The organism is Streptomyces sp. RLA131 (assembly GCF_056270125.1).
This window is the reverse complement of record NZ_JBWDOQ010000002.1, coordinates 5,955,104-5,980,245: the sequence shown is the minus strand read 5'-3', so window position 1 is coordinate 5,980,245 and position 25,142 is coordinate 5,955,104. Positions and strand designations below refer to the sequence as shown.

Annotated in this window: 20 protein-coding genes; 5 read left to right on the top strand and 15 right to left on the bottom strand. The window is 71.7% G+C overall.

The genetic code is table 11. The features are described 5' to 3' along the window. The first annotated feature begins 224 nt into the window (after nucleotides 1–224). Nucleotides 225–815: a TnsA-like heteromeric transposase endonuclease subunit gene (locus tag RWE79_RS28035; RefSeq protein WP_475942848.1), complete on the top strand. Its 591-nt coding sequence runs from the start codon at nucleotides 225–227 to the stop codon at nucleotides 813–815. Nucleotides 816–998: 183 nt separating this feature from the next. On the opposite strand, the gene RWE79_RS28030 is transcribed toward RWE79_RS28035, so the two are convergent. From RWE79_RS28030 to RWE79_RS28020, 3 genes are all read right to left on the bottom strand, one after another. After that, the gene (locus RWE79_RS28030; protein WP_475942847.1) at nucleotides 999–1,541 is read right to left on the bottom strand and encodes an NmrA family NAD(P)-binding protein; all 543 of its coding nucleotides are present in this window, start codon (nucleotides 1,539–1,541) and stop codon (nucleotides 999–1,001) included. Nucleotides 1,542–1,599: 58 nt separating this feature from the next. Next, on the bottom strand, nucleotides 1,600–2,166 hold the full coding sequence (locus tag RWE79_RS28025; RefSeq protein ID WP_475942846.1) for a DUF6518 family protein: 567 nt from the start codon (nucleotides 2,164–2,166) through the stop codon (nucleotides 1,600–1,602). A 656-nt stretch (nucleotides 2,167–2,822) separates the two neighbouring features. Then, a complete protein-coding gene (locus tag RWE79_RS28020; RefSeq protein WP_475942845.1) occupies nucleotides 2,823–3,185 on the bottom strand; it encodes a DoxX family protein in 363 nt (120 codons plus the stop codon). Between the two features lie 80 nt (nucleotides 3,186–3,265). Here RWE79_RS28020 and RWE79_RS28015 point away from each other — a divergent pair, with 80 nt between their 5' ends. Further along, complete coding sequence (locus RWE79_RS28015) at nucleotides 3,266–4,117, top strand: LysR family transcriptional regulator (protein WP_475942844.1); 852 nt, start codon at nucleotides 3,266–3,268, stop codon at nucleotides 4,115–4,117. 210 nt (nucleotides 4,118–4,327) lie between these two features. Here the strand turns inward: RWE79_RS28015 and RWE79_RS28010 are convergent, their stop codons facing one another. The 8 genes from RWE79_RS28010 to RWE79_RS27975 form a co-directional block, all read right to left on the bottom strand. After that, on the bottom strand, nucleotides 4,328–4,708 hold the full coding sequence (locus RWE79_RS28010; protein ID WP_475946153.1) for a ribosomal maturation YjgA family protein: 381 nt from the start codon (nucleotides 4,706–4,708) through the stop codon (nucleotides 4,328–4,330). 65 nt (nucleotides 4,709–4,773) lie between these two features. Next, a complete protein-coding gene (locus RWE79_RS28005; protein WP_475942843.1) occupies nucleotides 4,774–6,345 on the bottom strand; it encodes a DUF2079 domain-containing protein in 1,572 nt (523 codons plus the stop codon). A 200-nt stretch (nucleotides 6,346–6,545) separates the two neighbouring features. Beyond that, nucleotides 6,546–8,135: a phosphoglycerate dehydrogenase gene (gene serA, locus RWE79_RS28000; protein WP_475942842.1), complete on the bottom strand. Its 1,590-nt coding sequence runs from the start codon at nucleotides 8,133–8,135 to the stop codon at nucleotides 6,546–6,548. A 274-nt stretch (nucleotides 8,136–8,409) separates the two neighbouring features. Next, nucleotides 8,410–9,408, bottom strand: a complete 999-nt coding sequence (ilvC, locus tag RWE79_RS27995) for a ketol-acid reductoisomerase (protein WP_475942841.1) — start codon at nucleotides 9,406–9,408, stop codon at nucleotides 8,410–8,412. Between the two features lie 92 nt (nucleotides 9,409–9,500). Beyond that, a complete protein-coding gene (gene ilvN, locus RWE79_RS27990) occupies nucleotides 9,501–10,028 on the bottom strand; it encodes an acetolactate synthase small subunit (protein ID WP_475942840.1) in 528 nt (175 codons plus the stop codon). A gap of 32 nt (nucleotides 10,029–10,060) precedes the next feature. Beyond that, nucleotides 10,061–11,956, bottom strand: coding sequence for an acetolactate synthase large subunit (locus RWE79_RS27985; RefSeq protein ID WP_475942839.1), 1,896 nt, complete (start codon nucleotides 11,954–11,956; stop codon nucleotides 10,061–10,063). Nucleotides 11,957–12,162: 206 nt separating this feature from the next. Then, the gene (locus RWE79_RS27980; RefSeq protein ID WP_475942838.1) at nucleotides 12,163–15,021 is read right to left on the bottom strand and encodes a putative bifunctional diguanylate cyclase/phosphodiesterase; all 2,859 of its coding nucleotides are present in this window, start codon (nucleotides 15,019–15,021) and stop codon (nucleotides 12,163–12,165) included. Between the two features lie 260 nt (nucleotides 15,022–15,281). Continuing rightward, the gene (locus tag RWE79_RS27975; protein ID WP_475942837.1) at nucleotides 15,282–16,238 is read right to left on the bottom strand and encodes a 2-hydroxyacid dehydrogenase; all 957 of its coding nucleotides are present in this window, start codon (nucleotides 16,236–16,238) and stop codon (nucleotides 15,282–15,284) included. 47 nt (nucleotides 16,239–16,285) lie between these two features. Between RWE79_RS27975 and RWE79_RS27970 the strand changes: the two genes are divergently transcribed. The 3 genes from RWE79_RS27970 (at nucleotide 16,286) to RWE79_RS27960 (ending at nucleotide 18,859) form a co-directional block, all read left to right on the top strand. Then, nucleotides 16,286–17,335: an aldo/keto reductase gene (locus RWE79_RS27970; protein ID WP_475942836.1), complete on the top strand. Its 1,050-nt coding sequence runs from the start codon at nucleotides 16,286–16,288 to the stop codon at nucleotides 17,333–17,335. Between the two features lie 112 nt (nucleotides 17,336–17,447). Beyond that, nucleotides 17,448–18,653, top strand: a complete 1,206-nt coding sequence (locus tag RWE79_RS27965; protein ID WP_475942835.1) for a PQQ-dependent sugar dehydrogenase — start codon at nucleotides 17,448–17,450, stop codon at nucleotides 18,651–18,653. Between the two features lie 38 nt (nucleotides 18,654–18,691). Beyond that, nucleotides 18,692–18,859, top strand: a complete 168-nt coding sequence (locus RWE79_RS27960; protein ID WP_475942834.1) for a DUF6191 domain-containing protein — start codon at nucleotides 18,692–18,694, stop codon at nucleotides 18,857–18,859. Here RWE79_RS27960 and RWE79_RS27955 read toward each other — a convergent pair. From RWE79_RS27955 to RWE79_RS27940, 4 genes are all read right to left on the bottom strand, one after another. After that, the gene (locus tag RWE79_RS27955) at nucleotides 18,834–21,860 is read right to left on the bottom strand and encodes a helix-turn-helix transcriptional regulator (protein WP_475946152.1); all 3,027 of its coding nucleotides are present in this window, start codon (nucleotides 21,858–21,860) and stop codon (nucleotides 18,834–18,836) included. The two genes, RWE79_RS27960 and RWE79_RS27955, sit on opposite strands and share 26 nt — an antisense overlap. Nucleotides 21,861–21,910: 50 nt before the next feature. Next, nucleotides 21,911–22,099 (bottom strand): hypothetical protein, encoded by a 189-nt coding sequence (locus RWE79_RS27950; protein ID WP_475942833.1) that lies wholly within the window; start codon nucleotides 22,097–22,099, stop codon nucleotides 21,911–21,913. Nucleotides 22,100–22,281: 182 nt separating this feature from the next. After that, nucleotides 22,282–22,884 carry a hypothetical protein gene (locus RWE79_RS27945; RefSeq protein WP_475942832.1) on the bottom strand — a complete coding sequence of 201 codons (603 nt, stop codon included), beginning with the start codon at nucleotides 22,882–22,884 and terminating at the stop codon, nucleotides 22,282–22,284. After that, nucleotides 22,862–25,102, bottom strand: coding sequence for an MMPL family transporter (locus RWE79_RS27940; RefSeq protein WP_475942831.1), 2,241 nt, complete (start codon nucleotides 25,100–25,102; stop codon nucleotides 22,862–22,864). Before RWE79_RS27940 ends, RWE79_RS27945 begins: the two co-directional genes overlap by 23 nt. Between the last annotated feature and the right edge of the window lie 40 nt (nucleotides 25,103–25,142).

The following is a 25,142-nucleotide window of genomic DNA, read 5'->3' as shown; positions in this document are numbered from 1 at the left end:
AACTCCGCTAGCAATGAGGGCAGTTCGTTAGCAGTGGATTAGCAAATCCGCGATTCCGTTGACAGCGTCTACGTTCAGTAGCGGTCTCTTTCGATCTTCCGTGAGTGCGTGCCGTTCGCGCTCCGTACCGTCCCAGCATGGCAGTACGGAGAGCGGGCGACACCCGTCGTACACGCACGGTTCCAACGGCGTCGATCCGGTACGAGGACGCTTCAGTACGTGAGGTGCCGGTACAACGGCTGCGTTTGGCGGACTTCACGGAGTCGAAACCGTGGCGGGATGTCCGGTCGGTACATGGGATGGCCCACCACTCGGGGAAGTACTCGTGCGCGACGACGGGCGGGCACGTGGTCCATGAGAGCCGGTTGGAGCTGGCCCGGCTGCTGCTGGCGGATTTTGATCCTGCGGTGCAGGGGATCTTCGCCCAGCCGTGCTGGCTGGCGGCTCGGATCGGTGACCGGGTGCGGCACCATGTCCCTGACTTCCTGCTGGTCATGCGCTCGGGAACAGTGCGGGTGGTCAACGTCAAACCGGCGGACCGGCTGCAGGACCCGGAGATCGTGGAAGCCCTGGCCTGGCCGGGTGAGCTGTTCAGGCAGCACGGCTGGGAGTACGAGATCTGGTCCGGAGCGGTTCCGGTCCTGCTGGAGAACGTACGGTTCCTGGCCGGCTACCGGCGCCCCGGTGTGGTGCCCGAGGCCGATGTGGAGCAGGCGTGGGACCAGGTGGTGGACGGCTTGTCCGAGCCGGACGCCGGGATGAACCAGCCCTCCAACGGCACTCCGTCCCTGGAGGGGAACGTGACCTCCTCGTAGTCGAGCCCCTGGTCGGACGGGGCGTGCAGGATCGGAGAACGCCGCTGGAAGCAGAACCCGTCGGCGAAGTGCTGGAGCTTGTCCTGGAGCTTGTCCTGGATCTGGTCCTCGTTCAGCACGGTGCTGGTTGTGGTCATGTGCTGTCCGGTCATGGGTTCGTTTCGCCTTTCGTCGCCGTCGGGCTCAGGCGAGGACGGCCGGCTTGAGTACGTCCTGGCACCACTGGCGGAAGTTGGTGGGTGTGCTGGCCTGAACGGTGCGTGCCACCGCGTTGTCCATCCCGGCGTCCTTGGCCAACGCCATGTCCAGCGCTCCCTGGGCCATGGCGTCGGACGTGCCGAACTGCATCATCCGGGCCTTGAAGTCCGCGCCCGATACCTGCTGGAAGCGGACAGGGCGCTGCAGGACCTCAGACATGATCTGCGCCATGTCGTCGAAGGACAGGTCCTCCGCCCCCAGCACGGGAACCTCATCGACGCCGCTCCAGGTGTCGTCGAGCAGGAGGTTGGCGGCAACCTCGGCGATGTCCCTGACGGCGCAGAAGGGCATCCGGCGCTCTCCGGTGATGGGCGAGGTGAACATCCCCTGGCTCTTGAGCAGCGCGGTCTGGCGCAGCAGGTTTTCCATGAACGAGGGCATTGTCAGCGCCCGGTAACCGATGCCGCTGCTGGCCAGCAGGTCGTCCATGGCGAGCGAGGCGGTGACGTATCCGGCGTGCTCGGCCATGGGGGTACCGCGGCCGAGCGCCGAGACGGCGACGACCCGCTTGACGCCCTGGGTCTCTTCAACCTGGTCGAACTGGGCGGCATCGTCTGGTTTCCGCCGGCATCGCGCCGATCGCTCCGGCCACTGAGGCGCCCCCCACGATACGGCGCCGGAGGCTGCCGCACCGCCACCATGCCCCGGCGGCGCCGAACAGCGGTCCGGCCACGACCGCCATGACCAGCCACACCAGCCCGGTTGTCAGCATGCCCATGCCGCCACGGCCGAATTCGGCGAACGCGTAGTAGCCGGTGACCAGGCCCACCTCCGCGGTCAGGCCTCCGGCCACCGCCACCCGCACGCCCCGGTGCGCCAGCAGCGCGCCGGCGACGAAGGCGACCGCCGACCAGACCGCCCCCGAGTTGGCGATCTGATTCCAGTCGCCCGGCAGCCAGCCCTGCGCCAAGTTCGTCGTGACACCCAGCGCGAGTCCGGCGCCGAGGCATCCCGCGACCATTTTCAGCGTGGAACGGTCCGACGAGAGCGGTGCGATCTCGCGCCTCTGCGTGGCGAACATGACGGGGCCAGCCTTTCTGCAGCGATCGGCAATGACGTCCCGCCGCACATCGGACACGGTGCGGCCGAGCACGCTCCCACTGTCCCGATCCATTGCCCGCGCTGCCTCCGCCTCAGGTACGCGGAATCGGTACCTGAGGCGGAGGCGAGGGGTCTCGTCGCCGCGGCGACGGTCTTCTCGGAGGTCTGGCTGCCCGGCGCCATCTGTTCGACGGCGCCGGAGGGGGCTGCCTTATCGTCCGAGCACGACCAGTCGACGCTGTCGGCCCTTGGGCTGACCAGCGAGGAAGGCTTCGACGTCTTGGAGGTCGGCAAGTGCCCAGTCCGGCTTGCCACGTTCGTCGGCAAGGAAGAGGGCAAGGTCACGCACGATGGCCAGCGCCCCCTCGATGGTCGCATCGCTGCGAGGCCGAGTCCCGGCCCGCCGGGCCCGTTCTCCCTACAGCCCTTCCAGGTTCCGCGGTCCGCGGCAATCCGGCTCTCGGCGTCCCGGTACCGGCTGCTCCGTACCGTCCGGCGGAGGCCGGTACGGAGCCTGGCGGGGTCACCGAAACCACAGGGTGCCCATGGCGTCGCCGCAGTACAGGGCTCGCTGTGCGCTGGGAACGACGACGCGAACTCGACTGCGCCTTCGCCTCGTTGGCCTGCGCACAGATCTACTGGCACCGCCTCAAGAGCGCCGGCTCGTGATCGTATTGCGAACTCGCAGGTCACTGGTCATGCCTGAAGTCACAGCCATGTTGTCGCCGGCCAGATGGTCACGGCCCCCGCGACAATGAGCCCGATGTTGAGGGCGATCTGCCGGTCTCCGCGGCTCAGGTGAACCCTGGTCGCGGCGATCTGCAGGACCACGAACCCAATCGCCGCAGCCAGGGCCAGCCAGGGCGCGATGCCGGTCATCGGCGGCAGGATCAGCCCGAACGCACCGAGCACTTCGATCACCCCGATGGCCCGGACGGCCGGCATCGGGGTGCTGTCCACCCAGGCCATCATCGGTCGGAGCTGCTCACGGCTGCGGACCACCTTCACTCCGCCCCCGTAGAGGTAGAAGAGGGCGAGCAGGCCGGCAAGGATCCAATACGCGACGTTCATGCGTCGATTGCACTGCCGGGGAGCTGCGGCTGTCCAAGACCCATCCCGTGACCTCGATACCGTAAAGGTATCGTTGCGGCATGGAGCTACGCACGCTGCGCTATTTCGTGGCGGTCGCCGAGGAACTCCACTTCGGCCGGGCCGCCGCCCGGCTGCACATGAGTCAGCCGCCGCTGAGCCGGGCGATCAAGCAGCTGGAGACCGAGATCGGCGCCACGCTGTTCGACCGGTCGTCCGCCGGGGTCGCGCTCACTGCGGTGGGGGTGGTACTGCTCGACGAAGCGCGCGCCCTTCTCGACCAGGCAGACCGGGGACGCGCACGTGTGGCCGCGGCGGCCGGCACCGCGACTCTCACCGTCGGCATCCTGGGTGACGGCACCGACCCGGACGCAACCCGGCTGGCCGACGCGTACCACCGGCGACACCCACGCGTCGGGGTCCGCATCCGCGAGACCGGCCTGACCGATCCCACCTGCGGGCTGCACGCCCGGCTGGTCGACGTCGCCCTGACCCGCGGGCCGTTCGACGAGACCGGCCTGACCGTGCGCGAGCTGCGCGCCGACCCGGTGGGAGCACTGCTGCGCGCCGACGATCCGCTGGCCTGCCGCAACAGCCTGAAGCTGGCCGATTTGGCCGACCACCGCTGGTTCCTGTTCCCGGAGGGAACCGATCCGGTCTGGCAGTCGTACTGGAACGGCGGAGAACCTCGCGAGGGGCCGGTGGTACGCGCCGTCCAGGAATGCCGGCAAGCCGTTCTCTGGAACGGCACGGTCGGCATGACACTCCTGGCCCACGAGCCGGCACAGGGGCTCACCGTGGTGCCGCTGATCGACATGCCGCCGAGCCGTGTGGTGGTGGCATGGAACGAGAGCGACACGAATCCATTGATCCGCTCGTTCGTCCAGATCGCGGTCACCGCCTACCGCGACTGAGCGCCTCACGGCGGCACGCCGACCCGAACCGCTCCATCGTCATACCGCGTACCACTCTCGGACCCGTCCCGAGCACCGGCCTGCTCCCGCATCCGACCGTGTGCCCCCGGGTCCTCCCCCGTCGCGCGCGCACCGGCTCGTCTCCCCCGACGGCCGCGGCCCGCTCGACGCGGCCGCCCTGGGCAGCCGGTGCGCACGAAGTCGTGGAACCTACAGGTCGAGGTCCGCCCTGCCCGCTCGGCGCGCCGCGGTGTGCGCGAGCCAGGCCGCGGCGGCGCCCACCGCGTACCAGAGCAGGTCGGGGGCGTTGAAGGTGGAACCCAGGACGAGGCGGGCCAGGGTGCTGCGCCCGGACAGTTCCGCGGGGACCGGCGTGAGCTGGAGGAACTCGATCAGCCAGCTGACCGCCAGCGCGGTGGCCGCCGCGGTCCGGGGCCGGACCCGGGGCACCGCCAGTACGGCCAGGGTGTGGAGCAGCACGGTGTAGAGCGCGTCGCCGGCGTACTTGGCGGCCTCGCCGTGCCAGCCTGCCCTGATGCCCAGCGCCGTGGCGACCGTCAGCAGGGCGGCCCCGGCCGCCGTGAGTCTGATCCGGGCGGGCGCGGCGGGCGCGGCGCGCGCGGGCGCGGCGGGCCCGGGCCCGGTCGGCGCGGCTGTCACGGCACGTCCTTGACCGGTGTGCTGTTCTCGTCCGGCCGGCTCATGCCGGGGATGGCCCGGTCCTCGGCGCGGACCAGCAGTACGACGCCGTCACGGGCCCACAGCTTCTCGTAACCGTGAGCCAGGAGCAGCGGCACGCGGGCACCCTCCTCGGCGGCGGAGCCGAACGGGAAGGTCCGTTTCACGCTCTGGAGCAGGACGTAGTCGGCGCCGCGCGGGGTGCCGTCGGCGATGACGGTGCGGGTACGGGCGGTCAGGTGCGGGGCGATGCTGTTGTCGGCCTCGACGGTGACGCCGTCGGGGATGTACGTGGCGGCCTCGGCCAGTGCCCGTTCGGAGGCGTTCGGGGTCCAGTGGGCGGGGTCGGCGAGCCGGGCCACGCCCATGGCCACGCCCAGGGCGAGGCAGGCGGTGACCGCGACGGCGGCCCACTGGCGGGCCCGGACCGGGGCGAGCCGGTACATCCGGCCCAGCGACTCGACGGCGGCGACCAGCAGCAGGGGCCACAGGAAGGCGTCGTAGTGGTGGGACATCGACCAGTGGCTGGGGTTGTCGGAGAACAGCCGCTCCGCCAGCAGCGGCAGCGCGCACAGCGCGGTACCGGAGCCCAGCGGCAGGAACAGCAGCGGCAGGAACAGCCACAGCAGCAGGGAGACCTTGGCCCAGTTGTCGGCGGCCAGCGAGAACGAGGTGACCGGGTCGGTCAGCAGGCGGGCGGCGACCGAGCCGATGTCGGGGCCGAGCCGTCCGTAGTTCCAGTAGTACCCCGGTTCGCCGCCCATGGCGGGGATCAGCCAGCGGATCGCCGCGCAGCTGGCGGCCGGACCGGCGGCCAGCAGCGCCAGCCCGGTGCACACCCCGCGCCGGTCGTCCTCCCGGCCGTATCCGCGTACGGCCAGTACGGTGCCGTACGCGGCCACCAGCAGCCCCAGGTCCTCCTTGGTGCACACCAGCAGCAGGGCCGCGACGCCCACCCCGCCGTAGCGGCGGGCCTGGCCGCGTTCGAGCATCAGCAGGGTCAGCGGCACGGCGAAGGCCACCTCGTGGAAGCCCTCGCGGGAGGCCATGAACAGCGGCCAGCCCAGCGCGTACACCAGGGCTGCGAGGGCGGAGGCCGTACGGGTGATCTCGGGGGCGGCGTCGGCGAAGCAGCGGGCGGTGATGCGGCGGACCAGGGGCACCCCGGCGGCGAAGAGCGCGGCCTGGGCGACCAGCAGCATCCGGGGGTCGTCCCAGAGCCAGTACAGCGGCGCGAGGAGCACCAGGACCGGGGAGAAGTGGTCGCCGAGGAGGGAGAAGCCGGGCGGGAACTCGTGGTGGAAGTTCTTGATGGGTGAGCGCGGCAGGTGGAAGTGCGCGTACTCGCGGATCGCCTGGTCGAAGATGCCGAGGTCGAAGCCGCCGAGGCGGGCGTCGGACCACTGCTGGAGGCCGACGCCGAGCATGACGGCGAAGCAGAGCAGGGTCAGGGCGACCGTGCTCAGGCCTATTCGTGTCCGGCTACGGATCCGGGTGCGGTCCGGTGCGAGTGTGGTGACGCCGTGCTCCGCGGTCCGTCCCGCCCCCATGCGTACCGGTCTCCCCACCGTCCTCATCACCGACCGGGTAACCCTAACCGGCCCCGATCATGCGCACCAGGCCCCGGGAATCCTCCCGGGGCCTGATGTGTGCGCTGTGCGGCCGGTCGCGCCGGCCGGCGGTCCGCGGTCGGCGGTCGGCGGTCGGCGGTCGGCGGTCGGCGGTCGGCGGTCGGCGGTCGGCGGTCGGGTCAGGCTTCGAGGTTGACCGCGCGGGCGGAGCTCGCCCCGATCTCCTCGGCGATGTCGGTGAGGACCTGCGCCGGGACCGCGGAGTCGATGGTCAGCGCCACGAGCGCCTCGCCGCCGGGCACCGCGCGGGCCACCTGCATGCCGGCGATGTTGATGCCGGCCTCGCCGAGGATCCGGCCGACGGTGCCGACCACGCCGGGGCGGTCGGTGTAGCGGAGGAAGGCCATGTGGTCGGCGAGGACCAGGTCCACGTCGTCGTCACCGACGGCCACGACCTTCTGGATGTGCTTGGGACCGGCCAGCGTGCCGGAGACCGCGATCTCCTGGCCGTCGGCCAGCGTGCCGCGCACGGTGACCAGGTTGCGGTGGTCCGGGGACTCGCTGGAGGTGGTCAGCCGCACCTCGACGCCGCGCTCCTGCGCGAAGAGCGGGGCGTTGACGTAACTCACCGTCTCGTCGACGACGTCCTCGAAGACGCCCTTGAGCGCGGAGAGTTCCAGCACCTTCACGTCGTGCTGGGTGATCTCGCCGCGGACCTCGACGTCGAGGCGGGCCGCGACCTCACCGGCCAGCGCGGTGAAGATCCGCCCCAGCTTCTCGGCGAGCGGCAGACCCGGCTTGACGTCCTCGGCGATGACGCCGCCCTGGACGTTGACCGCGTCCGGCACCAGTTCGCCCGCGAGGGCCAGCCGCACCGAACGGGCGACGGCGATACCGGCCTTCTCCTGCGCCTCGTCGGTGGAGGCGCCCAGGTGCGGGGTGGCCACCACGTTGTCGAACTGGAACAGCGGGGAGTCGGTGCACGGCTCCTTGGCGTAGACGTCCAGGCCCGCGCCCGCGACCCGGCCCTCCTTCAGGGCCGACGCCAGCGCCTCCTCGTCCACGATCCCGCCGCGCGCGGCGTTGACGATCCGGACCGACGGCTTGACCTTGTGCAGCGCGTCCTCGCCGATCAGCCCCACCGTCTCGGGGGTCTTGGGGAGGTGCACGGTGATGAAGTCGGAGATCTCCAGCAGCTCGTCGAGGGAGACCACCTTCACGCCCATCTGCGCGGCGCGCGCGGGCTGGATGTAGGGGTCGTACGCGACGATCGTCATGCCGAAGCCCGACATGCGCTGGGCGACCAGCGCGCCGATCCGGCCGAGGCCGACGACGCCGAGGGTCTTCTCGGCCAGCTCCACGCCGGTGTACTTGTTGCGCTTCCACTCGCCCTGCTTGAGCGCGGCGTTGGCGGGCGCGATGTTGCGGGCGACGGAGATCAGCAGACCGCAGGCCAGCTCGGCGGCGGTGACGATGTTGGAGGTCGGGGCGTTCACGACCATCACGCCGGCCTTGGTGGCGGCGGCCACGTCGACGTTGTCCAGACCGACGCCCGCGCGGGCGACGACCTTCAGTTTCGGTGCGGCGGCGATGGCCTCCGCGTCGACCTTGGTGGCGCTGCGCACCAGGATGGCGTCGACATCGGTGATCGCGGACAGAAGCTCGGCTCGGTCGGCGCCGTTGCAGTGCCGGATCTCGAAATCCGGTCCAAGGGCGTCGACGGTCGCAGGCGACAGCTCTTCAGCGATGAGTACGACGGGGTTGCTCACGTGAGTCCTCACTAGTCCCTGGCCGACGGCCGCGTCCCGACGGCCGAAGGCGGTGGAGAGGGATGGCATGCCGCGTGGAAGACGCACGACGCTGTGAGCCTGACGCGCTTGTTGATGGAGTGTATCGGCGCGCCGGACGGCGTCCTGCGCCTTCCTGGAAGGATCACCCTCGTAAGGGTGTACGCCCTGGACAAAGCCTCGCTTGTGCCGTGGCGTCCGGGGGGCGCGGACCGCCGGGGCCGGGGGGCGGTGCCCCGGGCCCCGGCGTGGGGGCTCACGCCTCCTCGTCGACCCAGCTCATCAGCTTGCGGAGCTTGCGGCCGGTGGTCTCCAGCAGGTGGTTCTCGTCGGCCTTCTTGTACTCGTTGTACCGGGGCAGGCCGGCGTTGTACTCGGCGATCCAGTTGTTGGCGAAGGTGCCGTCCTGGATCTCGGCGAGGATCTTCTTCATCTCGGCCTTGGTCTGGTCCGTGATGATGCGGGGGCCGGTGATGTAGTCGCCCCACTCGGCGGTCTCGGAGATCGACCAGCGCATCTTCTCCAGGCCGCCCTCGTACATGAGGTCCACGATGAGCTTGAGCTCGTGGAGGCACTCGAAGTACGCGATCTCCGGCTGGTAGCCGGCCTCGGTCAGGGTCTCGAAACCGGCCTTGACCAGGGCGGCGGTGCCGCCGCAGAGCACGGCCTGCTCACCGAAGAGGTCGGTCTCGGTCTCCTCGGTGAAGGTGGTCTTGATGACGCCGGCGCGGGTGCCGCCGATGCCCTTGGCGTAAGAGAGCGCGAGCGCGAAGGCGTTGCCGGTCGCGTCCTGCTCGACACCGGCGATGCAGGGGACGCCGCGGCCCTCTTCGTACTGGCGGCGGACCAGGTGGCCCGGGCCCTTGGGGGCGACCAGGGCGACGTCGACGCCGGCCGGGGGCTTGATGAAGCCGTAGCGGATGTTCAGGCCGTGGCCGAAGAACAGCGCGTCGCCGTCCTTGAGGTTGCCCTTGATGGACTCCTCGTAGACACGGGCCTGGATCGGGTCCGGGGTGAGGATCATGATGACGTCGGCCTCGGCCGCGGCCTCGGCGACGGAGACGACGCGCAGGCCCTGCTCCTCGGCCTTGGCCTTGGACTTCGAGCCCTCCTGCAGGCCGACACGGACGTCGACGCCCGAGTCGCGCAGCGACAGCGCGTGGGCGTGGCCCTGGCTGCCGTAGCCGATGACCGCGACCTTGCGGCCCTGGATGATCGAAAGGTCGGCGTCGTCGTCGTAGAACAGCTCGGCCACTTTGGGGTCTCTCCTTGGATCTGGCGGGTTGCCCACAGGTTACGTCCGGTGGGCGGATGAAGGTTTCGGGGTCTCGCTATGCGGTCGCGGGCTTACGCGGACCGGTCGAGCGCGCGCAGCGAGCGGTCGGTGATGGATCGGGCGCCGCGCCCTATGGCGATGGTGCCGGACTGGACGAGTTCCTTGATACCGAAGGGCTCCAGCATCTTGAGCATGGCTTCCAGCTTGTCGGCGCTGCCGGTGGCCTCGATGGTGACGGCCTCCGGCGAGACGTCCACGGTCTTGGCGCGGAACAGCTGGACGATCTCCACGATCTGGGAGCGGGACTCGTTGTCGGCCCGCACCTTCACCAGAACGAGTTCCCGCTGAACGGCCGCACCGGGTTCCAGTTCGACGATCTTCAGGACGTTGACGAGCTTGTTGAGCTGCTTGGTGACCTGCTCCAGCGGCAGTGCCTCGATCACGTTCACCACGATGGTGATGCGCGAGATCTCGGGGTGCTCGGTGGTGCCGACCGCCAGGGAGTCGATGTTGAATCCGCGCCGGGAGAACAGGGCCGTGATCCGGGCGAGGACACCGGGCTTGTTCTCGACCAGGACGGAGAGGGTGTGCTTGGACATGTCGGGTGTCGTTCCTCTGCTCGGTCGTGGGCTCAGTCGTCGGCCGCGTCGCCGAAGTCGGGACGCGCGTCGCGGGCCGCCATGATCTCGTCGTTGGAGGTGCCGGCGGCGACCATCGGCCACACCATGGCGTCCTCGTGGACGATGAAGTCGACGACCACCGGGCGGTCGTTGATCGAGTTGGCCTTGGCGATGACCGCGTCCAGGTCGGCGGGGTCCTCGCAGCGCAGTCCCACGCAGCCCATGGCCTCGGACAGCTTGACGAAGTCCGGGATGCGGGTGCCGGCGTTCGGCGCGGCGCTGGCACCGTGGTGGGAGCTCTGGCCGGCGTTGGTGTCACCGGCGTGCAGGACGGAGTTGGAGTAGCGCTGGTTGTAGAAGAGCGACTGCCACTGGCGGATCATGCCGAGGGCGCCGTTGTTGATGATGGCGACCTTGATCGGGATGTTGTTCAGCGCGCAGGTGACCAGTTCCTGGTTGGTCATCTGGAAGCAGCCGTCGCCGTCGATGGCCCAGACGGTCGCGTCGGGCATACCGGTCTTGGCGCCCATCGCCGCGGGGACGGCGTAGCCCATGGTGCCGGCGCCGCCGGAGTTGAACCAGGTGTTGGGCTTCTCGTACCTGATGAACTGGCTGGCCCACATCTGGTGCTGGCCCACGCCGGCCGCGAACAGGGTGCCCTCCGGGGCCAGCTCGCCGATCCGCTGGATGACCTGCTGCGGGGACAGGCTGCCGTCCTCGGGGAGGTCGTAGCCCAGCGGGTAGGTGTCGCGCCAGCTGTTGAGCTGCTTCCACCAGTCCGCGTATCCGGTCTTGGCGGCCTCGCCCTTGTGGCCGGCCTCCTGCTCGGCCTGGACGGCGACGATCAGGTCGGCCAGCACCTCGCGGGCGTCGCCGACGATCGGCACGTCGGCGGCGCGGTTCTTGCCGATCTCAGCCGGGTCGATGTCGGCGTGCACGACCTTGGCGTACGGGGCGAAGCTGTCCAGCTTGCCGGTGACGCGGTCGTCGAAGCGGGCGCCGAGCGCCACGATCAGGTCGGCCCGCTGAAGGGCGGCGACGGCGGAGACCTGGCCGTGCATGCCGGGCATGCCGATGTGCTGCGGGTGGCTGTCGGGGAAGGCGCCCAACGCCATCAGGGTGGTGGTGACCGGGGCGCCGGTGATCTCGGCGAGGATCCGCAGCTCGGTGGTGGCGCGGGCCTTCAGGACGCCGCCGCCGACGTACAGCACCGGGCGTTTGGCCTCGTTGATCAGCCGGGCGGCCTCGCGGATCTGCTTGGCGTGCGGCTTGGTGACCGGGCGGTAGCCCGGGAGGTCGGTCTGCGGGGGCCAGGAGAAGGTGGTCTGGTTCTGCAGCGCGTCCTTGGCGATGTCGACCACGACCGGGCCGGGGCGTCCGGTGGAGGCGATGTGGAACGCCTCGGCGATGGTGCGCGGGATGTCGTCCGGGTCGGTCACCAGGAAGTTGTGCTTGGTGATCGGCATGGTGATGCCGCAGATGTCCGCCTCCTGGAAGGCGTCCGTGCCGATCGCCTTGGAGGGGACCTGGCCGGTGATCGCGACCAGCGGCACCGAGTCCATGTGGGCGTCGGCGATCGGGGTCACCAGGTTGGTGGCGCCGGGGCCGGAGGTGGCCATGCAGACGCCGACCCTGCCGGTGGCCTGGGCGTACCCGGTGGCCGCGTGGCCGGCGCCCTGCTCGTGCCGGACCAGGACGTGACGGACCTTGGTGGAGTCCATCAGCGGGTCGTACGCGGGAAGGATCGCACCGCCCGGGATACCGAACACCGTGTCGGCGCCGACCGCCTCCAGGGAGCGGATGAGGGACTGGGCGCCGGTGACGCGCTCGGGGGCGGAGGCGGTCTGCGGCGCGGCGCCGCGGGCCCGCGGCTGCGGGTGGTGGGCCCCGGTGGCCTGCTCGGTCATCTGCGATCTCTTCTCTGGCGAAGATTTGAGGGTGGTTTGTCTAAGTCCCGGGCAACAAAAAACCCCTCGTGCCGGAAGGCAAGCGAGGGGAGCGCGTCGGTGCGTTCCACGAGGTGGTGAGGGACCTCGGGTCAGCCGACGCGCTTTCCAAGTACGAGGATTCGGGTGCGCATGGCACTGACCTTCCTCCTGGCCTGTGCGGAGTGTCAAGCGGGCGGGACTGCGGTCTCACTATTTGAGCGTAGCTCCTCGGTCACACGGTTGCCGTGCGCCGCGAGAGCCGCGCTGGTCAGCGCCATCACCTCCCTGGGTACGGGGTAGCAGCCGCGGGACAGCGCGGAGCGCAGCCGGTGCTCGTCGAGCGGACCGGAGAAGGCCATGCCCTGGCCGTGCGTGCAGCCCATGGAGCGCAGCGCGGCGACCTGTTCCGGCCGGTCCACCCCGTCGGCGACGGTGCGGATGCCGAGCTCGCCGGCGATCCTCAGCAGACCAGCGGTGATCTTGTGGACCCTCGGGGACTCGACCACGCCGTCGGTGAAGGAGCGGTCGAGCCGGACCACGTCCACCGGCAGCCTGCGCAGCGCGGTCAGGGCGGCGAAGCCGGCTCCGAAGCCGTCCAGGGCGATCCGTACGCCGAGTCTGCGCAGCGCGCTCAGCCGGCGCTCCAGTTCGCTGAGCGAGATCCGGGGGTCCTGGTCGGTGAGTTCCAGCACCAGGCCGCCCGGCGGCAGTTCGTGGCGGGTCAGCAGGGCCTCGATGTCCTTGGCGGCGGAGTCGCGGTCCATCAGGCGGTGCGCGGAGACCCGTACGGCCACCGGGACGGCGTGGCCGCGGTCCTGGCGCAGCGCGGCCTGCCCGACGGCTTCGGCGAGCACCCAGCGGCTCAGTTCGCTGGTGCGGTCGGAGTCCTCGGCGACGCGCAGGAACTCGGCGGGGGTGAACAGGATGCCCTGGGCGGAGCGCCAGCGGGCCTGTGCCTCCACGGCGGTGACCAGGCCGCTGCGCAGTTCCACGACGGGCTGGTGGAGCAGGGTGAACTCGCCGTCCTGGAGCGCGGTGCGCAGCCGCCCGGCCAGTTCGGTCCTGCGCACCACCTCGCGCCGGTGGTCCGCCTGCATGTGCGGCGCGTAGAGCTCGACGCGTCCCTTGCCGGCCTGTTTGGCGCGGTACATCGCCAGATCGGCGTTGCGCAGCAGCTCGCCGGGGGCCATGCCGGGTTCGGCGAAGGCGACGCCGATGCTGGCGGCGACGCGGACCTCGGCGCCCGCGCCGTCGAGGCGGTAGGGCTCGGAGAGGCAGCCGCGCAGCCGGTCGGCGATCTCGCGCACCTGCTGCTCGCGCTTGCCGGGGTCGGTGCTGGAGCCGGAGATGAGGGCGGCGAACTCGTCGCCGCCCAGGCGGGCCGCGGTGTCGCCCGACCGGACGGACTCGTGGAGCCGGCGGGCGGCCTGGACGAGCAGTTCGTCGCCGGCCTGGTGGCCGACCGTGTCGTTCACCGCCTTGAAGCCGTCCAGGTCGATGAAGAGCACCGCGACGCCGCCCGCCTCGCCGTCCCCGGCCCGGCGGCCGCTGAGCGCCTGGCGGGTGCGTTCGGTGAACAGCGCCCGGTTGGGCAGGTCGGTGAGCGCGTCGTGCGAGGCGCTGTGCTGGAGCTGCGCCTGCAGACGTACGCGTTCGGTGACGTCGCGGCTGTTGAAGATCAGACCGCCCTGGTAGCGGTTGACGGTGGACTCGACGTGCAGCCAGCCGCCGCGGCCCGAGCGGATCCGGCACTCGATCCGGGTGCAGGGCTCGTCGACGGGGTGGGCGGCCAGGAAGCGGCGCACCTCGTGCAGCACCCGGCCCAGGTCCTCGGGGTGGATGTGCGAGGCCAGTTCGGTGCCGACCATGTCCTCGGCGTCCCGCCCGTAGACGCCCTGGGCGGCGGGGCTGACGTAGCGCAGGACGCCGGTCGGGGCGGCGATCATGATGACGTCGCTGGAGCCCTGCACCAGGGAGCGGAAGTGGTTCTCCTTCTGGGCCAGCTCCTGGGTGAGGCAGATGTTGTCCAGCAGCATGATGCCCTGGCGTACGACGAGCGCGAGCACCACGAAGCAGCCGGTGAGCAGCACCACGCGGTCGATCCGGTGGCCGTCGATGGCGTTGTAGAGGATGCCCAGCACACTGACGGCCGCTGCCAGGTACGGGGTGAGGGCGGACAGCGATCCGGTGACCCGGCGGGCGGGAGCGGGGGCCGGGCCCGGGGCGGGCCGGGGCCGGTCGGGCTCGCGCCGGGCCACCCAGGGGGCGTACGCGAGGAGCATGCTGCCGGCGAACCAGCCCGCGTCCAGGATCTGGCCGGAGCGGTAGTGCTCGCGCAGCAGGGGTGAGGTGAACAGCGCGTCGCACAGCACGGTGAGGGCGAGCGCCGCGATGGCGGTGTTGACGGCCGCGCGATTGGCCGAGGTGCGCCGGAAGTGCAGTGCCAGCACCATGCTGACCAGCATGATGTCCAGCAGCGGGTAGGCGAGCGAGAGCGCGATGCGGGCGGTGCTGCGGCCCTCCCACTGGGCGGCGTGGGCCAGTGCCAGGCTCCAGGACAGGGTGAGCAGCGAGCCGCCGATCAGCCAGGCGTCCAGGGCCAGGCAGACCCAGCCGGCCCGGGTGACGGGGCGCTTGGCCAGCAGCAGCAGGCCGACGATGGCGGGCGGGGCGAAGAGCAGGAAGCAGAAGTCGGCGATGGAGGTGCGCGGCACCGGCGCGCGCAGCACCACCTCGTACCAGCCCCAGACGCCGTTGCCGAGCCCGACCATGGAGGAGGAGACGGCGAACAGGGCCCAGGCGGGGCGGTGCCGCCGGCCCGAGCCGTGCCGGGCGTACACCACGCAGGAGACGGTGGCGGCGAGCGCGGCGGCCGAGAGGCCGAAGTCGCCCATGACCAGGGCGAGCTCGGGCGAGCCCCAGCCGAAGGCGGCGCCGGTCGCGTATCCTCCGCAGAACACCGCGACCAGCAGCTGGGGCAGCAGGCCGGCCCGGCCGGCGCCCTGCACGGGCGGTCCGGCGAGCAGTGCCCCGGTGGCACTCACGGCGCGGTCCGGCGTCGCGGTGGCAGCCCGCTGAGGTCCCGCGTCGGGTTCTTTCTCCATTGGCAGTGCACGCCCGTCGCCCCCCATCAAGTCCTGTGTGTTCCTGCGCCCGTTCGCGGTCCTCGGAGCCCCGCGAGGCGCATACCCCGATCGGGACGATACACCAGTACCGTCACTCAGGGACATAGTTCCTCTACACAGCGTGACTACAGGCAGGGGCGGTTGTCACCTGGTGCGTTCACGGCGTGACGGAGCGGAGTTCAGGTGGTCGTGACGACGTTGTCCGGTTCCTGGCCGGCCACGAACCGCCGGAGCTGGGAGGCCAGCAGCCGCTTGGCCCGGGGCCAGAACGCCGAGGTGGATCCGCCGACATGGGGGCTGATGAGGACGCCGGGGGCGTGCCACAGCGGATGCCCGGCCGGCAGCGGCTCGGGGTCGGTGACGTCGAGCGCGGCCCGGATCCGGCCGGACTCCAGTTCGGCCAGCAGCGCCCTGGTGTCGACGACGGGTCCCCGGGCCATGTTCACCAGCAGGGCGCCGTCCTTGAGGCGGGCCAGGAACTCCGGCCCGGCCAGGTGGCGGGTGGTGTCGGTGAGCGGCGTGGACAGGATCACCACGTCGGCGGCGGGCAGCAACCCCGGCAGTTCGGTCAGGGCGTGCACCGGCCCGCGCGCGGAGGCGCGCGCGGAGCGCGCGACCCGGATGATCCGCCCGCACTCGAAGGGCGCGAGCCGGTCCTCGATGGCGGCGCCGATCGCTCCGTAGCCGATGATCATCACGGTGCGGTCGGCGAGTGCCGGATAGAAGCCGGAGTGCCACTCCTGCGCGTCCTGGCCGTGCACGAAGCGGGGGATGCCGCGCAGCGAGGCGAGGACGAGCGCGAGGGTCAGCTCGGCGGTGCTCGCCTCGTGCACTCCCCTGGCGTTGCACAGCCGTACGCCGGCCGGGAGTCGCGGCAGGTGGGGGGTGACATGGTCGACGCCGGCGCTGAGGGTCTGGACGACGCGCAGCCGCGTCATCCGCGGTAGCGGGCGGGCGGTCACCTCGGCCGGCTGCATGTAGGGCACGGCGTAGAACTCGGCGCGGGCCGGATCGGCCGGGAAGTCCGGTTCGCCGTTCCAGAAGACGTATTCGGGGCCTTCGGGCAGTCCCTCGATCTCGGCGGGAGGGATGGGCAGCCACACGGTGGGGGCGGGCCGGGGTGCTTGGTCGGTCATGGTCGGCACGCTATGGCACAGTGGGCGGCCGAGGGAGGTCAGCCAAGGTGGAGCGCAGGACGATCGGCGCGGCGGCTCTTGACGTGGGCGCCGTGGGGCTCGGGTGCATGCCGATGAACTGGGCGTACAGCGCTTCGCGGCAGGACGGCGAGACCTCGCTGCGCGCTGTGCGCACCGCGCTGGACGCCGGCACGTCGCTGCTCGACACCGCTGACATGTACGGGCCCTTCACCAATGAGCTGCTGGTGGGGCGGGTGCTCAAGGAGCGGCGCCGGGACGTCTTCGTGTCGACGAAGGTCGGATTGCTCGTCGGTGAGCAGCACATCGTCGCCAACGGGCGCCCGGGGTACGTCAGAAGGGCCTGTGACGCCTCGCTGCGGCGGCTCCAGACCGATGTCATCGACCTGTACCAACTGCACCGCGCCGACCCGGAGATCCCGGTCGAGGAGACCTGGGGCGCGATGGCGGAACTGGTGGCGGCGGGCAAGGTGCGCGCGCTGGGGCTGTGCGCGGTCGGGGCGCGCGCCGGGCGGTGGCCCGAGAACCGCAGAGGCCCGCGCAACGCGGGTTCCGCGCAGGGGTGGCGGCGCGCGTCCGCGGGGCGCACGCACGACGAAACGCTTCGGCAGCTGCGGCGGATCCAGCAGGTCTTCCCGGTCAGCTGCGTGCAGGCCGAGCTGTCGGTGTGGTCGCCCGACGCCCTGGACGACCTGCTCCCGTGGTGCGCCGCGCGCGGCGTCGGTTTCCTGGCGGCCATGCCGCTCGGCAACGGCTACCTCACCGGTACGTTGACGCCGGGGCAGGGGTTCGAGCCCGATGACGTACGGGCCCGGCATCCGCGTTTCACCGCCGAGATGATGGCCGCCAACCAGCCGATCGTCGCCGGCCTGCGCAGGGTCGCCGAACGGCACGGCGCGACGCCCGCGCAGGTCGCCCTGGCCTGGGTCCTCGCGCAGGGGCGGCAGGTCGTCGCGGTCCCCGGCGCCAAACAGGCCCGCTGGACCGCGGAGAACGCGGCCGCCGCCGGAGTCCGCCTGGCCGCGGCCGACTTCGCGGAGATCGCCGCACTCCCCGCCGCCCGGGGGTCCTGGGACTGAGGCGACCGGCGTGACCGGGGTGACCGGGCTCCGGGTCCGGTCGCGGTCTTCCGGGCGGCCACCGGCCGGATGTGGTGTGCTGGAGGCATCGACCGTCCGGGGAGGGAACGTCGTGCGAAGCCGAAGCCGAAGCGGCAGTGCCACCGTCGTGCTCGCTGTCGTGCTCGCCGTCGCCGCGTTGCCGGTGGCGGGGTGCTCGTCCGGCACCAGGAGCCCGGTCCTGCCGGACGCCTCCTCAGGACCGGCGTCACGGTCGGCGACGGCGGCGGGGACGGGGACGGGAGGTACGGCGCCGGACCCGGACGCCTCGGACTCCGCGGCGCCGGCCCGGGGCAAGGCCGAGGTGACGGCGACGGTCACGACCGGGCTCAACACCCCGTGGGGCGTGGCGCTGCTTCCCGAGGGCGATCTGCTGGTGGCCTCGCGCGACAGCGGGAAGATCGTCAGGGTCGCCGCGAAGACCGGCCGCAGGACCACCGTCGGCACGGTGCCCGGGGTGTCCGCCGGGGGTGAGGGCGGGCTGCTGGGGCTGACCCTGTCGCCGGACTTCGCCGGTGACCACCTGGTGTACGTGTACTTCAGCACGGTGTCCGACAACCGCGTGGCCCGCCTCCTGTACGACGAGGACCGGCCCTCGGGCGAGCAGCTCGGGGCGCCCGACACCGTCCTGCGGGGCATCCCGCACGGGGCGATCCACAACGGCGGGCGGATCGCCTTCGGCCCGGACGGGATGCTCTACGCCGGCACCGGGGAGAGCGGCGACCGCGGGAAGGCGCAGGACCGCGCGTCCCTGGGCGGCAAGATCCTCCGTATGACGCCCGACGGCGAACCCGCCGAGGGCAACCCCTTCCCGGGGTCGGTGGTCTACTCGTACGGCCACCGCAATGTGCAGGGCCTGGCGTGGGACGCCCGGGGGCGGCTGTGGGCGGCGGAGTTCGGCCAGGACACCTGGGACGAGCTCAACCTGGTCAAGCCGGGCCGGAACTACGGCTGGCCGGTCGTCGAGGGCGTCGGTCACCGGAAGGGGTATGCCGACCCGGTCGCCGTGTGGCACACCGACGACGCCTCGCCGAGCGGTATCGCGTACGCCCGGGGCTCGATCTGGATGGCCTCGCTCAAGGGCGCGCGGCTGTGGCGGATCCCGCTGCGGGCGAAGGGGGCGGGCGCCCCGCGCGCCTTTTTCACCGGCCGTTACGGCAGGCTGCGTACGGTCGTCGCCGACCAGGACGGCGGTCTGCTGCTCACCACCAGCAACACCGACGGCCGGGGCGATCCCCGCAGCGGTGACGACCGGATCCTGCGGCTGTCGGTGCGCTGACGTACGCCGGCGCGAAGCCGTGCCGCCGGGGGGACGCGATGTTCGGCCTCGTCGATGAACTGTTCGCACCGGGCCGTCAGCACACCGAGGACCAGCACAACCGCCTTGAGCTGCACCGGGACAAGGCCGGGGACAGCGACCCGGGCCGCGGTCCGGCAGACCTCGGCTCGGGCGCGGTGGTCATACGGCGTCCGCGAACAGCCTGAGCCGGTGCGCCAGGGCCGCGGCCTCACCACGGCTGGAGACGGCCAGCTTGGCGAGGATGTTGGAGACATGGACGCTCGCGGTCTTGGGTGAGATGAACAGCTCCTCGGCGATCCTGCGGTTGGTGTAGCCGGCGGCGACCCGGCGCAGCACCTCGCGTTCGCGGGTGGTGAGGCCGAAGGGTTCGACGGGGACCGCGACCGCCGCGGGTGCCGCCCGCAGGGAGAGGCGGGCGCGCTGCGCGAGTTGGGCGGCGGCGTCACGCAGGGGCAGGGCGCCGAGGCGGTCGGCCGTGGCGTGGGCGGCGAACAGGAGGTCCGCGGCGCACTCGCGGTCCTCGCGCTCCCCCGAGGCGACCAGTGCCTCGGCGTGCCGCAGACGGATCCGGGCGAGCTGGTAGGGCCGGTCGAGGACGGCGAACGCGGCCTGCGCGGCCGACCAGAGGGCGGGGTCGACGTGGCCCTGCGCGCGGGCGAGTTCGGCTTCGACCAGCAGGGCGTGGGCGGCCCAGACGGGGGCGAGGGTGGGGAGCCGGGCGGCGGCCTTGCGGATCCGGGCGATCACCCCGGCGCGGCCGGGTTCGGTGGCGGGCAGTCCGGCGGCGTCGGCCTCGACGGCGGCGGCGGTGTGCAGCAGCGGCCACGCGTAGCGGTGCATGCCGGGGGCGAAGCCCTCGTCGAGTGCGGCCTCGACCTCGGCGCGGGCCTCGGCGAAGCGGCCGCGTCCGGCGGCGACGGCGGCGGCCACATGGCGCAGCGGGATGGCGTTCTGCGGCTGGTGGTCGTCGGAGCCGAACCGGCTGCGGGCCGCGTCCAGTTCGGTGACGGCGGTATCGAAGTCGCCGCGCAGCACGGCGAGCTGGGCGGTGGTGGTGGCCGCCCAGCCGAGGTAGAGGGCGTGTTTGGTGTCGGACCGGCCGCGGGCCGCCAGTCGGCCGGCCTCGTCCCACTGACCCAGGGCGAGCAGCGACTCGGCCTGGTTGGCGAGGGCGAACGCGGCGGGGTCGCGCAGTCCGCCGCGCACGGCCGCCTCCGCCCCGGCGCGGGCCACCTTCACCGCCTCCGCCGACCGTCCCACACCCTCCAGGGCGGCCGCGAGGTTCGCGGACACATTGACGAACAGTTTGCCGTGGTCGTCGAAGGTGCGTGCCCGCTCGTGGACGGCGGTCAGCTCGGCCAGGCCGTCCTCCACCGAGCCGGAGTCGACCATCAGGATGCCCAGGGTCATCCTCGCGTACATCTCGATGTCCTCGGCGCCCACCAACCGGGCCACCTCGATGGCCCGTTCGGCGGTGCCGATGCTGTCCGGGCCGGGGTTGTAGTTCATGCCCCAGCCCGCGGCGATCTCCAGCACCTCGGCGTGCACGGCGGACGGCGGCAGCCCGCGCACCAGTTCCTGCGCCCGGGCGATCTCCGCCCAGCCGTCGCCGCGCGCCAGCGCCCGCTTGAGCTGGGAGCTGCGTATCCAGAACCAGGCGGCGCGCAGGGGCTCCTGGCCGTCCTCCAGCAGCCGCAGAGCCCGCTTGGCGATCTCGTACGCCGCCGCCTGATCGCCGCTGTACGTCGCGGCGACCGTGATCTCGCACAGCAGATCCAGATACCGCAGCGGTGTCGTGTGCGGGTCGCAGGCGCACCAGGTCCGGTGGATCTCGCCGTAGTCGGCCAGGAAGAACCCCTTCCTGACCTCGTCGTCGACGCTGTCCCACAGCTCCAACGCCCGTTCCAGCATGTGCCGTTGCTCGGCGTAGGCATGCCGGCACCGGGCGGCGACCGAGGCACGCAGCACGGCGGGCAGGGCCTTGGCGGCGTCATGGGCGTGATACCAGTAGCTGGCCAGTCTGGCGGGGAACTCGTCACCGCGGATGAGCGAGGGGTCGGCCTCCAGTGCCTCGGCGTAGCGGCGGGCTATCCGGCCGCGCTCGCCGGGCAGCAGATCGTCACCGACGGCCTCGCGGACCAGGGAGTGGCGGAAGCGGTACCCGTCCCCGTCGTCGGTGGGCAGCAGGATGTTGGCGCCGACGGCGGCCCGCAGTGCCTCGATCAGTTCGTCCTCGGCGAGGCCGGCGACTGCCGCGAGCAGGGCGTACTCCACGGTGGAGCCGCCCTCGGCGACCACCCGGGCCACCCGCTGCGCGGCGTCGGGCAGCATCTCCACCCGGACCAGCAGCAGGTCGCGGAGGCTGTCGCTCAGGCCGCTGCGGCAGCCCTGGCTGATGCTGCAGGCCAGCTCCTCGACGAAGAAGGGGTTGCCGTCGGAGCGGCTGAAGACGGTGTCCACGAGCGTCTGGACGGGCTCACCGGCGAGGATCCCGGCGACCTGTTCGCGCACCTCGTCCCGGTTGAAGCGGCGCAGCTCGATCCGGTCGACGGTGCGCATCCGGTCGAGCTCGGCGAGGAAGGGGCGCAGCGGGTGCCGGCGGTGGATGTCGTCGGAGCGGTAGGTGGCCAGGACGAGCAGCCGGCCCCGGCCGAGCGAACGGAAGAGGTAGGCCAGCAGCTCGCGGGTGGAGCGGTCCGCCCAGTGCAGGTCCTCCAGGACGATGACCAGGGTGCGGGTCTCGGCGAGCCGCTCCAGCAGGCGGGCGGTGAGCTCGAAGAGCCGGGCCCGGCCGTGCTCGTCGTGCGAGTCACGGACCGCGTCGGGGGTGCCGAGCTCGGGCAGCAGCCGGGCCAGTTCGCCCTCCTGGCCGGCCGCCGCGGCGGGCAGTTCCTCGCCGAGGGCGCGGTGCAGTGAGCGCAGCACGGTCGACACCGGGGCGAAGGGCAGGCCTTCCGCGCCGATCTCGATGCAGCCGCCGACCGCCGCCACGAACTCGGTGGCGCCGGCCGCGCCGAGGAACTCCTCCAGCAGACGGCTCTTGCCGACCCCCGCCTCACCGCCCACCAGCAACGCCTGCGGCTCGCCCGCGTGTGCGCGGGCGAGCGCTGAGGTGAGGCGGGTCAACTCGCGGCTGCGGCCGACGAAGACGGGGCTGACGGACTGGGTCTGCACGGTCCCGAGCATCGCACGCGGGTCCGACACCGCGGTACCGGATTCTCCGTCCGCCGCCGTGGTCACGAGGCGCTGTGCGGACGTAGGGCCCGCAGGGCATGCCGTAGACCACCGCGCCCGCGCCCGACCACCCGCCCCTCGGTCTCACTGACGAGCCGGGCGGCGTCGGTGGCGGCGTTCGCCCGGCGCCACTGCTGCGCCTGGCGGCGGAGTTCGGCGGACTTCAGCTGGGCGAGTTCGTACTCGTACATGGTGTGCTCCCTTGGAGACGTGTCTGTCGCGTTACGACAAGACTCGTCTCCAAGGGGGGTGCGCCGCATCGGGCAACTGCCCCGACTCCGGGGCCCCGGGGCCTTAGGCGACGCCTCAGGTGCCTTATGCCCGGTGCCTCACGCCTCAGGCCGTCGCCCGGGGCGGCCGGGGCCGGCCGGGGTCAGCCGGTGCTGCTGGAGGTCGTGGCCGTCTCGGCCACATGCGGGATGTCGGTGAACACGTCGAACCACATCACACCGGCGATGAACAGGCCGATCACGCCGAGGGCGAGGGCGCCCCAGGCCAGGGCGCGCACCCAGGGGGCGGAGGTCCTGGCGGTGAGCAGCACGATGCCGCCGACCAGGATCGCGGCGAACGCGAACAGGCCGTTGAACAGGGCGGTGGTGTGCCAGGGCGTGCCGTAGAGCATCGCGATCTGCTGGTTGGTGGTGGTGGCCGTGCCCGCGGCCTGGGCGATGATGTTCTGCCGCTCGGCCATCAGGTCGGCGATCCAGGTGCCGGTCAGCGAGGACAGGCCCAGGCCCGCCGCGATCACGGCGGCGGCACCGGCCAGGACCGGCGCCTTGGCGGCGGGCGCGGCGCCGGCCGTGTCCTTGTGCGCGTAGTGCTCGTCGTCCGCGTCGCTGTCTTCGTGCTCGTTGTCCGCGGTGTCGTTCTCGCCTTCGACGAGAAGATCCTTGTCCGTCTCGACCTCGGCCGCCGTGGCGTCGATTTCGGTACCGGTGGCGCTTTCGGCCGCCTCAGCGGTCTTCGTGGTCTCCATGGGCGCTCACCGTAGGTGCGGATTCTGAGAGTTCTCTGAGCGTTTCCGCGGAATCCGTGGCCGGGACGGCCGCCGGCGCCGGGCCTTCGATGCTCAGGCGCGGAAGGCGGCGCTCCAGCCAGGCCGGGAGCCACCAGTTCCAGCTGCCCATCATGTGCATCAGGGCCGGTACCAGGAGGGTGCGCAGGATGAAGGCGTCCAGGGCGACGGCCGCCGCGAGCCCGATGCCGAACATCGCGATCGTGCGGTCGCCGCTCAGGACGAAGGCGAGGAACACCGAGATCATGATGACGGCCGCCGAGTTGATCACCCGGCTGGTCTCGGCCAGGCCGACCCGGACCGCCCGGCGGTTGTCGTGGGTCTCCTGCCACTCCTCGTACATGCGGCTGACCAGGAAGACCTGGTAGTCCATGGAGAGCCCGAAGAGCACGGAGACCATGATGACCGGCAGGAAGGGCTCGATCGGCCCGGCGCTGCCCAGGCCCAGCAGCTCGCTCCCCCAGCCCCACTGGAAGATCGCGACGACGATGCCGAAGGAGGAGGCGACGGCCGCGATGTTCATGACGGCGGCCTTGAGCGGGATGCCGATGCTGCGGAAGGCCAGGAGCAGCAGCAGGCAGCCCAGGGCCACCACCGAACCGATGAAGAGCGGCAGCTTGCCGATGACCACCGAGGCGAAGTCGCCGTAGCTGGCCGTCACCCCGCCGACACGGACCCGCAGCGAGGTGCCGTCCTCGGCGGCGGGGATGACGTCGTCGCGCAGGTGCCGCACGAGGTCGTCGGTGGCCTGTGACTGCGGGGAGGTGGCGGGGACGACCGTGACGACCTCGATCTCGCTGCCGTGCCCGGCGGACTGCACGCCGACCTCGGCGACCCCCTCGGTGTGCCGCAGGGTGGCGGTCAGCTGCTCCAGGGCGACCTTGTCGGCGGCGTTGCCGGTCTGGGCGACCAGCTGGAGCGGCCCGTTGAAGCCGGGGCCGAATCCGTCGGACAGCAGGTCGTACGCCTTGCGGGTGGTGGTCGTCGACGCGTTGTTGCCCTGATCGGAGGAGCCGAGGTGCAGGGAGAGCGTGGGCAGCGCCAGCACCAGCATCACGGCGGCGGCGGCCGTGCCGAGCAGCCGGGGGTGGCGTTCGACGAAGGCCGACCAGCGGGCGGCCAACCCGGTGGGCAGGGTGGGCTGCGGGCCGTGCTCGCTGAGCCGGGCCCGTTCGCGCCGGCTGAGTGCCTTCATCCCGATCATGCCCAGCAGCGCGGGCAGCAGGGTCACCGAGGCGGCCACCGTCAGCAGCACGGTCAGTGAGGCGGCGACGGCGACGCCGTTGAGGAAACTCAGCCGCAGGATCAGCATCCCCAGCAGCGCCACGCAGACCGTGCCGCCCGCGAAGACCACCGCCCTGCCGGTGGTGCTGACCGCCTTCTCGGCGGCCTCGCGCACCGGCAGGCCCTGCTTGAGGCCTCTGCGGTGCCGGGTGACGATGAAGAGCGCGTAGTCGATGCCGACGCCCAGGCCGATCAGCATGCCGAGCATCGGCGCGAAGTCGGCGACCGTCATGACGTGGCCGAGCAGCACGATGCCCATGTAGGCGGTGCCGACGCTGACCAGCGCGGTGATGATCGGCAGGAACATCGCGAAGAGCGACCCGAAGGCCAGCAGCAGCACGACGGCCGCGACGGCGACCCCGACCAGCTCGCTGAGGTGTGTCGTGGTGGGCTCCGTCAGGGCGATCGCGCTGCCCCCGAGCTCGACCTCGACGTTGTCGCTCGCGGCCTGTTTCGCCGCGTCGACGACCGCCTGCGCCTCGCCGGTGCCGATGTCCTGCGCCTGCCGGCCGAAGGTCACGGTCGCGTAGGCGGTGTGGCCGTCGTCGCTGATCCGGGCGGCGCCGTCGGTCCCGTACGGGCTGGTGACGGAGGCCACGCCGGGCAGTGCGGCGACCTTGTCCAGGGCCTTGGTCAGGCGCTCCTGGACGTCGGTGGCGCGTACCGTGCCCTTGGCCGTGTGCCAGACGATGGTGTCGCTGTCGCCGGAGCGGCCGGGGAAGGCCTGGGTGAGCAGGGCGGTGGCCTGACCCGACTCCGTGCCCGGTATCTCGTAGTCGTTGGTGTAGGCGGAGCCGGCGAGGGCGGCCGCCGTGCTCAGGCCGACGAGGGCGGCGAGCCACAGTGCGAGGACTACGAGACGACGGTTCAGACACCAGCGTGCGAGTGCGGCCATTCCCTCTGCTCTTCCCCTGGACGAAGCTGGATCTTTCAGG

Bases quoted from the DNA above. Each gene is read 5' to 3' on its own strand.
- RWE79_RS27955 (WP_475946152.1), bottom strand. From the start codon at position 21,860: ATGCTCGGGACCGTGCAGACCCAGTCCGTCAGCCCCGTCTTCGTCGGC.
- RWE79_RS28015 (WP_475942844.1), top strand. From the start codon at position 3,266: ATGGAGCTACGCACGCTGCGCTATTTCGTGGCGGTCGCCGAGGAACTC.
- RWE79_RS27985 (WP_475942839.1), bottom strand. From the start codon at position 11,956: ATGACCGAGCAGGCCACCGGGGCCCACCACCCGCAGCCGCGGGCCCGC.
- ilvN (WP_475942840.1), bottom strand. From the start codon at position 10,028: ATGTCCAAGCACACCCTCTCCGTCCTGGTCGAGAACAAGCCCGGTGTC.
- RWE79_RS28005 (WP_475942843.1), bottom strand. From the start codon at position 6,345: ATGGGGGCGGGACGGACCGCGGAGCACGGCGTCACCACACTCGCACCG.
- RWE79_RS27940 (WP_475942831.1), bottom strand. From the start codon at position 25,102: ATGGCCGCACTCGCACGCTGGTGTCTGAACCGTCGTCTCGTAGTCCTC.
- RWE79_RS27950 (WP_475942833.1), bottom strand. From the start codon at position 22,099: ATGTACGAGTACGAACTCGCCCAGCTGAAGTCCGCCGAACTCCGCCGC.
- RWE79_RS28030 (WP_475942847.1), bottom strand. From the start codon at position 1,541: ATGGCCGAGCACGCCGGATACGTCACCGCCTCGCTCGCCATGGACGAC.
- RWE79_RS28020 (WP_475942845.1), bottom strand. From the start codon at position 3,185: ATGAACGTCGCGTATTGGATCCTTGCCGGCCTGCTCGCCCTCTTCTAC.
- RWE79_RS27945 (WP_475942832.1), bottom strand. From the start codon at position 22,884: ATGGAGACCACGAAGACCGCTGAGGCGGCCGAAAGCGCCACCGGTACC.
- RWE79_RS27975 (WP_475942837.1), bottom strand. From the start codon at position 16,238: ATGACCGACCAAGCACCCCGGCCCGCCCCCACCGTGTGGCTGCCCATC.
- RWE79_RS27960 (WP_475942834.1), top strand. From the start codon at position 18,692: ATGTTCGGCCTCGTCGATGAACTGTTCGCACCGGGCCGTCAGCACACC.